The following is a 12,959-nucleotide window of genomic DNA, read 5'->3' on the forward strand; positions in this document are numbered from 1 at the left end:
CGACCTAGCTAGTATGTGAGAGTTCTTCTTAAGCTGCTACGTCAAATTTGAATGTTTTGAAAATAATAAATTATTACGGTCATTATAGCATAAATTTCAATGAATGAGCATTCAGTCGACGAAAAAGATGAAAAATTTTTTTCAATTGATTGGAAACGCTTGTTTTATCTAGGTTTTTGCTCGTATTTGAATACAACACTCTCATCATATTACGCTTAATGAATGGGTATGCTACAAAAGAATGTCACCTGAAGGGAGGTCATCAGATGAACTGGTTATGGATTGCACTGTTAATTTTTATTGTACTCTTTACATGGCTGCGCCTCGATTTTGTAGCGGGACAGAAAAAACAGCGTCGTGAAGCGACTAGGCATGATCAAATCACTCGTCATAGTGATGTAAGCTTTTTAGGCAACGGAGATGAATTTTTTGAAGCTCTTTTTGCCGATCTCAATCAAGCCGAACATCATATCCACCTTTTGTTCTATATCTTTAAAGAAGATCACATCGGACAAAAAGCATTGAAAATTTTAGAGGATAAAGCCAAAGAAGGTGTAACCGTTCGTCTCCTTGTGGATCGTTTCGGGTGTAAGCTCTCACGAAAAACTATAAAACAACTTAAAAAAATTGGTGTTAGATTTGCTTTTTCTCACCCTGTCAGCTTCCCCTTTATTTTCTTTACCTTAAATAGAAGAAACCATCGTAAGCTCGTTATTGTTGATGGACGTGTCGGCTATATTGGCGGTTTTAATGTAGGTGATGAATATTTAGGACGCGACCCTAAGTTTGGTCCCTGGCGTGATTTTCATCTTCGCTTAGTCGGAGACGGCGTACAGGATTTACAAGAGCAGTTTTTAGAGGACTGGCAGACAGCAAAGCAAAAGTTCGTGAAAGAAGAGGAGCTTTATCCATATCTGCGCAAGGGACCGCACCCGCTGAGAATATTACCGACAGACGGAAGTTATTTAGAACAAACGTTTATTTCATTAATTGGCCAGGCAAAAGAATCAATCACGATCGGAACACCATACTATATCCCAGGACAGCCCCTGCAGCAAGCTTTAATAGAAGCGGCTAAAAGAGGTGTGGATGTCCGGTTGATCCTTCCGAAAAAAGGTGACCATCCTTTTGTGAAAGAGGCCGCTTTTCCTTACTTTAAGGATCTGCTCGAAGCTGGTATTCACGTTTATCAATATTACCGAGGCTTCTTTCATGCAAAAGCGATTGTGATTGATACACAAATGGCTGATGTCGGCACAGCGAATTTTGATAAGCGCAGTTTTCATATTAACCATGAAATTAACTGCCTCTTATACGATGAAGACATGGTGCGTGTCGTTTTGGATGAACTTGAACATGATATTTATATTGCGCAAAGAATGACGATAGAGAGCTGGAAATCTCGTCCGCTTATTCAGCGTGGAAAAGAAAAATTTGCAACGCTGATCTCAGGGCTGCTTTGACGAGGTGGATATATAAGACTCAACCTTGAAGCAATTTCAGGGGATGATCTTTTAAAAAGATGGAGAGATATCTCCATACAGTGGTTGCTGCGGGAGACCTACCAGCTACACTGAAAAGTCCTACCTGCCACAGTGGTTGATCTCCGCTGCAGGTACTCGCTATCCGCGGGCGGTCCGGAAGCCTCCTCGTCGCTCGCGCTCCTGCGGGGTCTTCCTGGTCACGCAGATCCCGCTGGAGTCTCGCATACCTTCCGCTCCAATCAACGGTTCGAGAATGGAGTTTAGTCGCTCCATCATTGAAAGTGGCTGTTCTGAAACCTGATCAAATGAGGCGGTGGATAACAGCAATGATATATTGAAATGAAATGAACTGAACTGAACTGAAATGAACTGAACTGAAATGAACAACACCTATCTCATTCCACTAGATACCTCAACTAAGCAATAACCTAGCGGATGAAAAATGCGTTGACTCCTAGAGCAGGACTGAGATCCCAAAGGGCTAAAGCCCGAGGAAGCTCACTAGCCACCGAAAGCGAAGTATATTTTAGGAGCGCCGCAAACACTATGTTCAAATTAATTTCATTCATTTGTAACCTTTTATCTAGCTCTCTTTTAACCTTAGAGTCCCTCATCTTCAAAGCGGTTGATATCTAATTTATGCCCCATGACAACAAGCATATCCCCTTTATGAATTAAATCGTCAGGCATCGGAGAAATATTCATATCCTCTCCCCGTTTCATGGCAAGGATCGTTACCCCGTATTTGGCACGAACGTTTAAGTCTACAAGCGTTTTTTGATCAACCTTCCCTGTCGCTCGAAGTTCGACAATACTGTACTCATCAGATAAATCAATGAAATCAATAACTTTTTCTGACGCTAAATTATGAGCAATCCGGCGGCCCATATCTGACTCTGGATGAACAACAAGGTCGGCACCGATTTTCTCCAATACTTTATGATGATAAACATTTTGTGCCTTTACCCACACGGTAGGGACGTTCATTTCTTTAAGCACTAATGTCGTTAGGATACTTGCTTGAATATTATCTCCAATAGCGACAACAACATTTTCAAAATTTCCGATACCAATTTGCTTCATCGCATTTTCATCAGTCGTATCTACCTGCATTGCATGGGTAGAAAACGCAACATATTCGCTCACCTTGTCCTCATCTTTATCAATGGCAAGTACTTCATGGCCCATTTCGTAAAGCTCCTTACAGACACTCCCGCCAAACCGGCCTAAACCAATTACAGCAAATTGTTTTTTTGATTTTGCCATCTATAACACTCCTTATAAAATAGAAAAAACCATCACTAAGAAATGGCCTGTTTTCTTAGAGTAAATTTACTCCTGTTACATCCCATTGTCAACCACTCTCTTTAGCAGAAAATGTAAATCGCCTCTTATACGTTTTAAGTGTTTTGGAAAACTTTTAGAAGAAGTAAAAGGAGGTAGTACTTGTGGCTGAACACCTAGAAATTATTATCCGAACATTAATCGCATTTACATCCTTATTCCTTGGAGCCAAATTACTCGGAAAGCAGACCATTTCACAAATGACGACCTTTGATTTTATTGCAACTATTACTCTCGGGTCCATTACTGCTAACCTTGCTTTTAATATCAGTATACCGATGCACAGCGTATGGATTTCTTTTGTGATGTTTGTGTTGATTATTTATATTGTAGAGTATACAGCCATGAAGAACCGAAAAGCGCGTAAGTTTTTTGCAGGTGACCCTACTGTGATTATTGAAAATGGGAAGCTGCTTGAGGGGAATATGAGAAAGATGCATTATACATTAGATTATATGAATCCACACCTGCGTGAAATTAATATTTTCGATGTAGGTGAAGTGCTTGTTGCTATGGTCGAGCCAAATGGTACATTAACTGCTCTAAAAAAACAGGAGTTTCGTGAGGTGACAAAAGGAGACTTGAATTTGATTAGTCAGCCTGAAAAGCATATCGTACCAATCGAATTAATGATGGACGGAGTGGTCATTACTCACAATCTCCAAGAAAATAACATTGAAGAACAGTGGCTTATGGACCAGCTAGAGAAACGAGGAGTGTTAAAAAAGGACGTTATGTATGCTGTTTTAGCACCAAATGGAAAGCTCTATATTGATACGTATCATGACTTTATCCCGCAACCGATCGATAAAGAATGAGCGAAGGCATCTTATAAGATCTGCCTCCGCAACATCCACTCTCGTATTGCTTGATTGCATTCATCCTGACGCTTAGTTGGTACTTGGTGAGCAACACCTGTCACATAAACCACTTCCACGTCATGAGCTCTTTTCACAAAATCGTACATATAGTTATGCATGATGAGATCACGGCTTCCATATAGCAAAAGCAGCGGCATCTTTAATTGATTAAGACGTCCAATCGACTGGTATTCATAGCCGAGCCTGTACGTTTCTGATAGAAGATCTGGATTCACTTCCTTAATCACAGTCTGCATTTCTTTGGCATGCTCTTTATTCTTAAAGTGCGCATGCGGCAAAACATAGCTGATCACATTCATCCATTTCTTTTTGGCAGCCCACATCCCAAGCTTAAACTCCTTGTCTAAAAAAAAGCTTGTTACTTCCGGAAATCCTCCAATCAAAGCAACTCCCGCTGTAATGTCTGGATACTTCAAGGCAAACTCTTGAGCAATGGACCCGCCGTTTGAATAACCAATGATAATGGCTTTTTTTGCACGCATTTTTTTCAATACCGCTCTGATGCATTCGGCTGACTCTTCAATTGAAAAAGCTTTAGCAGCTCCTTTTGTGCTATGGCCATTTCCAGGAAGATCGACCACAACGACTTTCCCTACATCAGATAAAGCATATTGATATCGAAAAGTAAGGTGTGACATGGCAGGAGGATGAATAAACACTATAGGAGTGCCGCCTCCACGCACTTCATAAAAGATCTTGATGCCTTGATACGATACGAACGCCATGCCATCCCTACCTCCTACTTCATAATCATCGGCCAAACTGCTTCATATAACTTATACCCCAAATATATACCGACAATCCCCATAATTCCCGGTAATGCTGGCGGTGCTGGAATTGGCAGTTTAACAAGTGCAAAAACGAACCCTACGATAAGTCCTGCTAAAATAGCGAGTAAAATTTCCTGCATGATGTCATCCTTCTTTCTGAGATGTCTCTCTTACTTTGTGTGTTTACGACTAGATTATGCCTTTAAATAAAGACTTCAATAAAAAACCAAATAATTAATACAGCTTGAACGAGTGCTTTGGCTACAGTTCCGCTTAGAAAAGCAAATAAAGAGGCTATTGCCACAAGTACAGCTTGTCTTGCATCCTTTGTTGCGATGAACTCAGCAATGAAGACTAGAGCAAAAGGTACGAGAATAATACCGAATGGCGGCATGATAAAAGAGCCGACAATCACCCCTACAGCAGCCATCCGCTCACTCCATTTTGACCCTCCGTATTTCTTCACAAAAAACTGACTGGCAATTAGGTCAGCAGCAAACAGTAACACAGTCAAAACGCCAGCCCCAATCCAAAACCAAACCGAAAGAGCCGCACCATCGATGAAGAAAATATAAAGGATAAACCCTGCCCATAAGACGAGGACAGAAGGAACGATCGGAAATAATAATCCAACAAAGCTTAAGATAAATAGAGCTACTATCAATATCCATATAACAGCTTCCATGATATTCTCCCTTCTTCGGACATGAAAAGAAGCCTGATTTAAGGCTTCCTGTTCACTTTCTATTCTAAAATTGTGTTAAGCTCCGATAAAATGTGTTGTCGATCTGATTCTTTTTCAATAGCAGCTGCTAGCTTGTGAGCTTGAGCAAGATGTGCTTTTGCATATTCCGTCTCGCCGAGTAACTGATAGGCACGAGCAAGTGCTTCTGCTACCAAGGCTGCATCATAGCCGCTTAGCATATACTTTTCGGCGATACGTTTATTTGCCTCAGCGTGTCTAAGAGCCTCTTCACCCGAGCCAAGGGTAGCGTATACACGTGAGGTCAGCCACTCTCCACGTGACCAATTGATGTAATTTCCTGTAAGCCGCCAGTGGTAACTCGAAGCCTGCGCAGAATGAATCATCTCAAGATCCTCATCTTCTGTACGGTGTTGCTTATTAATGAGCTTCCGCGTTTGGTTCAACAAGTTAACGGCTAGTTCCCTATGCTGTTCTTTTGTAATATTCATACTTATCCCTCCAACCATCTTTTTAGCTTCATTCATGTGTTTGATGTGCTGGATACAAATGCCCCGTATTCATACTTTATTTATTAAAAAGCTCCCTTTCAAGGGAAAAGGGAGCTCTCAGGTATTACATCTTTTCTGGTGCTGACACGCCTACAAGTGATAGAGCGTTTTGAATCGTAATTTGTGTTGCTTTCATTAAAGCAAGACGTGCCTTACTCTTATCTTGATCTTCTGCATCAATTACACGCTCTGCATTGTAGAAGCTGTGAAGTGCAGATGCTAAGTCATGTGCATAATTTGTGATACGGTGCGGCATTTTCTTTTCTGCAGCTTCTGCAACAACTGCCGGGAAATCACCGATTGCTTTTAGAAGATCGTATTCTTTTTCAGTCGATACTGCTGAAAGGTCCGTATTCTCATCATACGCCAGGCCAAGCTCTTCGCCTTGACGAAGCATGCTGCATACACGAGCGTGAGCATATTGCACATAGAATACTGGGTTCTCATTTGATTTAGATACAGCAAGGTCCATATCAAAATCAAGCTGAGAATCTGCACTACGCATTGCAAAGAAGTAACGAACCGCATCAATGCCTACTTCCTCCATTAGATCACGAAGGGTTACAGCCTTACCTGTACGCTTACTCATCTTCACTTTCTCTCCGCCTTGATACAAGCTCACCATTTGAATGATCTGCACTTCAAACTGCTCAGGAGAATATCCAAGCGCTTGGATTGCCGCTCTCATACGAGGGATGTAGCCGTGATGGTCCGCGCCCCAAATGTTAATCAGCTTATCAAAGCCGCGCTGCATTTTATCCTGGTGATACGCAATATCAGGAGTTAAATATGTGTATGTGCCGTCATTTTTGATTAATACACGATCTTTATCATCGCCGTATGTTGTTGTACGGAACCAAGTTGCCCCGTCCTGCTCATAGGTCTCCCCTTTTTCATCAAGCGTTTCAAGTACTTCAATGACTTTATTTGACTCATAAAGACTTGTTTCAGAGAACCAGTGATCAAATTCAACACGGAACTCTCTTAAATCTGATTTGATTTTATCAAGCTCTTTTTGCAAGCCGTATTGACGGAAAAATTCACGACGCTCAGATTCTGAGACGTTTACATATTTGTCGCCATGCTCTTCAGCAAGTGCTTTACCGAACTCGACAATATCTTGCCCGCGGTACCCTTCCTCAGGCATCTCTTTATCTTGACCTAAAGCTTGGAAATAGCGAGCTTCCAGTGACAGCGCAAGGTTATTAATTTGATTTCCAGCATCATTAATATAGTATTCACGCTCTACATCATAGCCAGCTTTGCTTAACACGTTACACAACGCATCACCAACTGCCGCACCGCGCGCATGGCCTAAGTGCAGGCTTCCTGTTGGATTTGCTGAAACGAACTCGACCTGGATCTTCTCACCATTGCCAACATTCGTTTCACCGTATGCTTCTTTTGCAGATAAAACAGCTGGAACAATCTCACGAAGGTAGCTTTTGTTCATGAAAAAGTTAATGAACCCTGGTCCTGCAATATCTATTTTTTCAATTGATGCTTTTTCTTTATCAAGCTGAGACGTGAGCTCTTCTGCAATTTGACGCGGCGCTTTCTTTGCCACACGCGCTAGCTGCATCGCCATATTTGTTGCATAATCTCCGTGCGCTTTATCTTTTGGAGCTTCAAGAACTACTTCAGGAAGCACATCTTCTGTTGCAAGCCCTGCTGAAATCACGGCTGCTTTTATTTCTTCTTTTAACTTTTGCTTCATTTGTTCAACACTGTTCATCTTTTAATGATCCTCCTCTAATGTCAATCGTACTTCATGCTGCCCTGCATCTTGTCCCTGTAATAAAAATCGGTACTTGATGTGGATCTTACCGCGCTGTTTCCGCGTCGGCCATGTCACTAGTACTTTATCTGTCACTGCCTTCGTTTCCCACGACGCATCTGGTGTTACATACCGGCCAAGTGATTCCTCGCCTGATATAAACGCTTGACGCATCAGCACAGTCCCTTGCCTGATCAGCATCAGCTCACGTCCATCCCATTTCATCGTCGTCTGAACAGATTCTGTTTCTGTTAATGCCTCTTCAAAACGCAGATAATCTTGATTCCCTTTATGATACAGCTCACCTCGTGTGGTGAACTCATAGGAATCAGTATGATCATCATGCTGAATTTTATTGTGGAAGATCATCTTTACCGTTCTCTTCGTTGGTTTATTCATTCAGTCGCACACCTTTCTACAAGTGCGGGGTTTAGACAAGTCTAAACAACCATTCTTCTATTGTTCAAGTTTAGCGATTTTAAGGCTTCGTTGCAAGGCTCTGTTCTGTGTCGATTTTTGCTGGCGATTGTATTCGTCTTAATATCATGAAAAACACATATGTAAGAAGTGATCCAAGCACAAACCCCACAAGAACATCAGCAGGATAATGATGACCGACAAAAACACGAGATAGTAGAACAACTCCCCCAAATGCTAATGCAGCATAGCGCCAAGCCTTCACTGTGATAAGCCAAATAGCCGCAACAAAAATCCCTGCAATTAATGCTTGATTGCTAGGAAACGATGGTGATGCGCCTCTTTCAATCAAAAGATGTACATCACTACTTGCTATAAATGGGCGAGGCCGATCAATTATTATCTTAAGCACTCGATTCATTCCTAGACCAGCTAAAACGGCGATCGTAAATAATAAGGCATACCTTCGTGTTTTCTTCTTTAACCAAAACGACAATATAATCCCTATCATTAGATAGATACCATATGATGAGATAAACATCATGACAGCATCTGCTATAGACGACTTTTTCGCCAGCCCATTTACTGCTTCAAACCATACTACATCCATTTTCCCACCTCTATCCTTTGTCATGAACTACCTATGCAAAGAAACGAAAAAGATGAGCGGCCATCTTAGTCGCTCATCTTGATGTGTATTATTAAATACGTAAATCTTGCCAGAACACTCGCTTACGCTTTTCTATCTATCTGCCCAGCCTAGGATGATCTCTCTGATCATTTTGCTTGCTGTGATTTGTGTTTGTTCGGTTGGGTCATACGCCGGAGCTACTTCTACCAGGTCAGCACCGATAATGTTGATGTTTGATTCGGCAATCGCCATAATCGCATCGAGCAGCTCTTTTGATGTGATACCGCCAGCTTCTGCTGTTCCTGTTCCTGGTGCGCATGACGGGTCAAGAACATCGATATCGATCGTTACATATACATTGCGACCGGCAAGGGTTGGGAGAACTTTCTTTATCGGCTCTGCTACTTCGAATTTAGACATATGCATGCCTGATTCTTTCGCAAACTGGAACTCCTCACGCATCCCTGAACGAATTCCAAATGAATAGACGTTCTCTGGGCCAATCAACCCGCATGCTTTACGGATTGGCGTCGAGTGTGAAAGCACCTCGCCTTCATACTCTTCACGCAAGTCAGCATGAGCATCAATATGGATGATCGCCATGTTGTCGTATTTCTTGTTCATTGACTTGAAAATCGGCCAAGATAAAAGATGCTCTCCACCAAGCCCGATTGGAAACTTACCATCAGCTAACAGCTTATCGACATACTCTTCTACCATATCTAGGCTGCGTGCGGCATTACCGAATGGAAGAGGGATGTCTCCCGCATCAAAGTAGTTTACTTCTTCTAAATGCTTGTCCATATACGGGCTGTACTCTTCAAGGCCAAGAGATGCTTCGCGGATACGGTTTGGACCAAAACGAGAACCCGGACGAAATGATACTGTCCAGTCCATCGGCATACCGTAAATTACCGCTTTTGCATCCTCATAGCTCGGGTTGCTCATTATAAATACTTTGCCTGAATAAGCTTCATCAAATCGCATCGAAATTCCTCCTTATTTCACAAGATCGCTAACAAATTTCGGAAGTGCAAAAGAAGCTTTGTGAAGGTCTTTTGTGTAGTACTTTGTTTCGATCTCATGGAAACGCTCGTCCGCTACTTCTAGAGGATCGTGCTTTTTAGAACCGATTGTGAATGTCCAAAGGCCGCTTGGGTATGTTGGAATATTCGCAGTGTATAGACGCGTGATCGGGAAGATCTCACGCACGTCACGCTGCACTTGAGTAATAAGGTCTTTATGGAACCAAGGGTTATCTGTCTGTGCAACGAAAATACCGTCTTCTTTCAGCGCACGAGAAATTCCTTCGTAGAATCCTTTTTCAAATAATTTTACAGCTGGTCCTACAGGCTCTGTTGAGTCAACCATAATGACATCATACTCATTTTCAGCTTTAGCAATATGCATGAAGCCGTCGTCTACTTGAACATCCACGCGTGCATCATCAAGAGCACCTGCAATAGATGGTAAATATTTTTTTGAGTACTCGATTACTTTTCCGTCGATTTCGACAAGTGTCGCACGCTCTACAGATGGGTGCTTTAATACTTCACGGATTACCCCGCCGTCTCCTCCGCCTACAACAAGAACATGCTTAGGATCAGGGTGTGTGAATAATGGCACGTGAGCAACCATTTCGTGGTAAACGAATTCATCTTTCTCTGTTGTCATAACCATGCCGTCAAGAACAAGCATGTTGCCGAACTCTTCTGTTTCAACAACGTCTAATTGTTGAAAATCTGTCTTTTCGCTATGTAGCGTACGTTTAATTTTTGCTGTAATACCAAAACGCTCTGTTTGTTTTTCTGTGAACCATAATTCCATTTCGCTTCACCTCATCTAATATATTTTACATCGTTTATATGACTGACATCTGTATCTATTTCACTCGTACCTTGTTTTAGATACACACAAACATGGAAGGCAGTAAATATCCTTCCACATGTTCCTTATTTTCATCATAACAGATGAAATTATATAGGAAACAATCAAAAAAGCAAGCAAAATTTCCCCCCCTCCTAACGCCTCATGTTTAAAACGATTTAAAAGAGCCGAAGATGGTAAAAAACGCACATTTGCGCGCTATTTTAAATCTGGATTTTAATGAGGTGACCGAGATGGAAGTCATCATGAATAGAAGAAATAAAAGACGAAGAAGCCTGCTGCGTCTCTTTTTCAGACTCTTCCTTTTAGGGCTCGTACTGGCACTTGGCGGAGCAGTGGCGTTAATGTCTTATGCAAAAATGCAAGGGCCGCCTCCGCTAAGTGTAGCTCAAACAACAGAATATCTAGCTGTTGACGACCGTACAATTGGTGAAAGCCACCGAGGACAGAACCGTTACTTTGTTCCGTTTAACGAGATCTCACCGTATGTCGTTGATGCGACATTAGCGATTGAAGACCGGAAGTTTTACGACCACCTTGGATTTGACCCGACAAGAATCGGCGGGGCGATTGTCGCAAATCTTCGTTCAGGCTCGCGCTCACAAGGAGCAAGTACGATTACTCAGCAGTACGCACGTAATTTATATTTATCTCATGATAAAACATGGGTTAGAAAATGGAATGAACTGATTTACTCCCTTCGCCTTGAGATGAACTATGAAAAAGAACAAATTTTAGAAGGCTATCTTAATACGATTTATTACGGACACGGAGCGTACGGGATTGAAGCCGCTTCTCACTATTTTTTTTATAAAGATTCAAAAGATCTTACTTTAGCTGAAGCAAGTATGCTTGCAGGGATTCCAAAAGGACCAAGCTATTATTCGCCAAACTTTGATGAACCCCGCGCTAAGGCAAGGCAGGAACTTATTTTAGATGCGATGGTTGAAGTCGGCAGCGTGAGCCGTGCAGAAGCAGAAGAAGCAAAGGCTGAAGTACTTGATTACAAAAATAAAGAATTGGTAAGCGGGCTGCAGATCGGACCGTACTTCCAGGATATCGTTGAAGCACAGTTAATAGAAGAAGCTGGGATTGAACCTGCTAGAATTGAGGCTGGAGGATTAAAAGTGTATACGACACTTGATGCCGACATGCAGGAAAAAGCGGAGAAATGGGTTGCACGTGAGATGCCGCCCGTTCCTGCCGCTGCCCAAAACAAGGCTCTGACTGATGCTGAGAGGGCAACAATGATCTTGCAAACCTCTCTTGTGGCAATTGATCCTCGGAACGGTGATGTGCGAGCGTTAGTAGGAGGACGAGATTATTCTGAGAGTCCTTATAATCGTGCTACGCATGCTCACCGTCAGGCTGGTTCGACATTTAAGCCATTTCTCTACTATGCAGCACTTGAGAACGGTTCGACACCTGCATCAACATTATTAAGTGAACCAACGCAGTTTCAAATTGATGAAGGACGCGCGATTTACTCTCCTAGTAATTTCGGCAATAACTACGCGAATGACTTCATTACACTACTGCAGGCCATTGCCTTCTCTGATAACATTTATGCTGTAAAAAGTCTGCTTGTCCTCGGAACAGAGAAACTAATAGATGTTGCTGAACGTGTGGGCATTATCAGTCCTCTGCCTGAGACAGCATCACTCGCCTTAGGTTCTGCCGATGTCACATTACTTGAAATGGTCAATGGCTACAGTCCATTTGCAAATGGAGGACAAAAGGTAAAGCCGCGCTTTATCCGCAAAGTTGTCGACTTAAATGGACGTGTGCTTTACGAGAGTGAGCCAGACAAAGAACAAGTGCTGGATCCTAAGCTTGCTTTTATTATGACCGATCTTATGACAGGCATGTTTGACCCAAGTTTAAACGCTCATGCAGGAGTCACAGGCGGGTCAGTAGCACATCTTGTTAACAGACCAGTAGCTGGAAAAAGCGGATCTACTCCTCAGGACAGCTGGATGATCGGCTATACGCCGCAGCTTGTGACCGGCGTGTGGGTAGGATATGATAAAGCAACACCGATTGATCAGCGGACGGAAGGCCAAATTTCTAAAAAGATTTGGGCTAACTTTACAGAAGATGCGCTCAAAAACGAGTTGAAGCTGCCATTTCAAAAGCCTCGCGGGGTCGTGGCTGTTGAGATGAATCCGCAAAGCGGATACCTGGCAAGTGAAACATGTCCAAAAAGCCGAACGACGTATTTTATCGCTGGAACGGAACCTACGAAAACCTGCCCGGAGACAGCCAATGCGGATGGTACGGATATAATTGATGAAGAAGCACATGAAGAAGAACGTTTGATAGATAAATTTTTTAAATGGTTTGGCCACTAATATGTAACAACCATTAAAGATTTGGAATATGTATGCCGCTACTGAAATATACTTCGCTTTTCGCAGGGAGCTGGTGAGCTTCCTCGGGCTTTGCCCTGTGGGATCTCACTCCTGCTCTAGTCCCTGCAGAAGTCTAAGTATATTTCATCCGCTAAGTTATTGC

13 protein-coding genes are annotated in these 12,959 nt (G+C 42.5%); 3 read left to right on the top strand and 10 right to left on the bottom strand.

Annotated features, from left to right (window positions below; genetic code table 11):
* Positions 1-266: 266 nt before the first annotated feature.
* Positions 267-1,463: a cardiolipin synthase gene (gene cls, locus PQ478_RS20295; RefSeq protein ID WP_289235388.1), complete on the top strand. Its 1,197-nt coding sequence runs from the start codon at positions 267-269 to the stop codon at positions 1,461-1,463.
* Positions 1,464-2,084: 621 nt separating this feature from the next.
* Here the strand turns inward: cls and PQ478_RS20300 are convergent.
* On the bottom strand, positions 2,085-2,750 hold the full coding sequence (locus PQ478_RS20300) for a potassium channel family protein (protein ID WP_289235389.1): 666 nt from the start codon (positions 2,748-2,750) through the stop codon (positions 2,085-2,087).
* Between the two features lie 182 nt (positions 2,751-2,932).
* Here PQ478_RS20300 and PQ478_RS20305 point away from each other — a divergent pair, with 182 nt between their 5' ends.
* The gene (locus tag PQ478_RS20305; RefSeq protein WP_289235390.1) at positions 2,933-3,646 is read left to right on the top strand and encodes a DUF421 domain-containing protein; all 714 of its coding nucleotides are present in this window, start codon (positions 2,933-2,935) and stop codon (positions 3,644-3,646) included.
* A gap of 11 nt (positions 3,647-3,657) precedes the next feature.
* Here PQ478_RS20305 and PQ478_RS20310 read toward each other — a convergent pair whose 3' ends face one another.
* The 9 genes from PQ478_RS20310 to speE form a co-directional block, all read right to left on the bottom strand.
* On the bottom strand, positions 3,658-4,434 hold the full coding sequence (locus PQ478_RS20310) for an alpha/beta fold hydrolase (RefSeq protein ID WP_289235391.1): 777 nt from the start codon (positions 4,432-4,434) through the stop codon (positions 3,658-3,660).
* A gap of 14 nt (positions 4,435-4,448) precedes the next feature.
* On the bottom strand, positions 4,449-4,619 hold the full coding sequence (locus tag PQ478_RS20315) for a XapX domain-containing protein (protein WP_289235392.1): 171 nt from the start codon (positions 4,617-4,619) through the stop codon (positions 4,449-4,451).
* Positions 4,620-4,681: 62 nt separating this feature from the next.
* Positions 4,682-5,164, bottom strand: a complete 483-nt coding sequence (locus PQ478_RS20320) for a DUF456 domain-containing protein (RefSeq protein ID WP_289235393.1) — start codon at positions 5,162-5,164, stop codon at positions 4,682-4,684.
* Positions 5,165-5,223: 59 nt separating this feature from the next.
* On the bottom strand, positions 5,224-5,673 hold the full coding sequence (locus PQ478_RS20325) for a hypothetical protein (protein ID WP_289235394.1): 450 nt from the start codon (positions 5,671-5,673) through the stop codon (positions 5,224-5,226).
* A 124-nt stretch (positions 5,674-5,797) separates the two neighbouring features.
* Positions 5,798-7,468: an arginine--tRNA ligase gene (gene argS / locus PQ478_RS20330; RefSeq protein WP_289235395.1), complete on the bottom strand. Its 1,671-nt coding sequence runs from the start codon at positions 7,466-7,468 to the stop codon at positions 5,798-5,800.
* Positions 7,469-7,471: 3 nt separating this feature from the next.
* Positions 7,472-7,909, bottom strand: a complete 438-nt coding sequence (locus PQ478_RS20335; RefSeq protein ID WP_289235396.1) for a YwiB family protein — start codon at positions 7,907-7,909, stop codon at positions 7,472-7,474.
* Between the two features lie 79 nt (positions 7,910-7,988).
* Positions 7,989-8,537 carry a phosphatase PAP2 family protein gene (locus PQ478_RS20340; protein ID WP_289235397.1) on the bottom strand — a complete coding sequence of 183 codons (549 nt, stop codon included), beginning with the start codon at positions 8,535-8,537 and terminating at the stop codon, positions 7,989-7,991.
* A gap of 132 nt (positions 8,538-8,669) precedes the next feature.
* Positions 8,670-9,545 (bottom strand): agmatinase, encoded by an 876-nt coding sequence (gene speB, locus PQ478_RS20345; RefSeq protein ID WP_289235398.1) that lies wholly within the window; start codon positions 9,543-9,545, stop codon positions 8,670-8,672.
* Between the two features lie 12 nt (positions 9,546-9,557).
* Positions 9,558-10,385, bottom strand: a complete 828-nt coding sequence (gene speE, locus PQ478_RS20350; protein ID WP_289235399.1) for a polyamine aminopropyltransferase — start codon at positions 10,383-10,385, stop codon at positions 9,558-9,560.
* Between the two features lie 293 nt (positions 10,386-10,678).
* On the opposite strand from speE, the gene PQ478_RS20355 reads away from it, so the two are divergent.
* Entirely contained in the window at positions 10,679-12,796 is a 2,118-nt protein-coding gene (locus tag PQ478_RS20355) for a transglycosylase domain-containing protein (RefSeq protein WP_289235400.1), read from the top strand.
* Positions 12,797-12,959: the final 163 nt, after the last annotated feature.

This window comes from Alkalihalophilus pseudofirmus, from assembly GCF_029094545.1.
GTDB lineage: Bacteria > Bacillota > Bacilli > Bacillales > Bacillaceae_D > Alkalihalophilus > Alkalihalophilus pseudofirmus.

Coding starts and splice junctions, on each gene's coding strand:
- PQ478_RS20325 (WP_289235394.1), bottom strand. CDS start 5,673: ATGAATATTACAAAAGAACAGCATAGGGAACTAGCCGTTAACTTGTTG.
- speE (WP_289235399.1), bottom strand. CDS start 10,385: ATGGAATTATGGTTCACAGAAAAACAAACAGAGCGTTTTGGTATTACA.
- PQ478_RS20320 (WP_289235393.1), bottom strand. CDS start 5,164: ATGGAAGCTGTTATATGGATATTGATAGTAGCTCTATTTATCTTAAGC.
- PQ478_RS20335 (WP_289235396.1), bottom strand. CDS start 7,909: ATGAATAAACCAACGAAGAGAACGGTAAAGATGATCTTCCACAATAAA.
- PQ478_RS20300 (WP_289235389.1), bottom strand. CDS start 2,750: ATGGCAAAATCAAAAAAACAATTTGCTGTAATTGGTTTAGGCCGGTTT.
- argS (WP_289235395.1), bottom strand. CDS start 7,468: ATGAACAGTGTTGAACAAATGAAGCAAAAGTTAAAAGAAGAAATAAAA.
- PQ478_RS20310 (WP_289235391.1), bottom strand. CDS start 4,434: ATGGCGTTCGTATCGTATCAAGGCATCAAGATCTTTTATGAAGTGCGT.
- PQ478_RS20355 (WP_289235400.1), top strand. CDS start 10,679: ATGGAAGTCATCATGAATAGAAGAAATAAAAGACGAAGAAGCCTGCTG.
- PQ478_RS20340 (WP_289235397.1), bottom strand. CDS start 8,537: ATGGATGTAGTATGGTTTGAAGCAGTAAATGGGCTGGCGAAAAAGTCG.
- speB (WP_289235398.1), bottom strand. CDS start 9,545: ATGCGATTTGATGAAGCTTATTCAGGCAAAGTATTTATAATGAGCAAC.
- cls (WP_289235388.1), top strand. CDS start 267: ATGAACTGGTTATGGATTGCACTGTTAATTTTTATTGTACTCTTTACA.
- PQ478_RS20315 (WP_289235392.1), bottom strand. CDS start 4,619: ATGCAGGAAATTTTACTCGCTATTTTAGCAGGACTTATCGTAGGGTTC.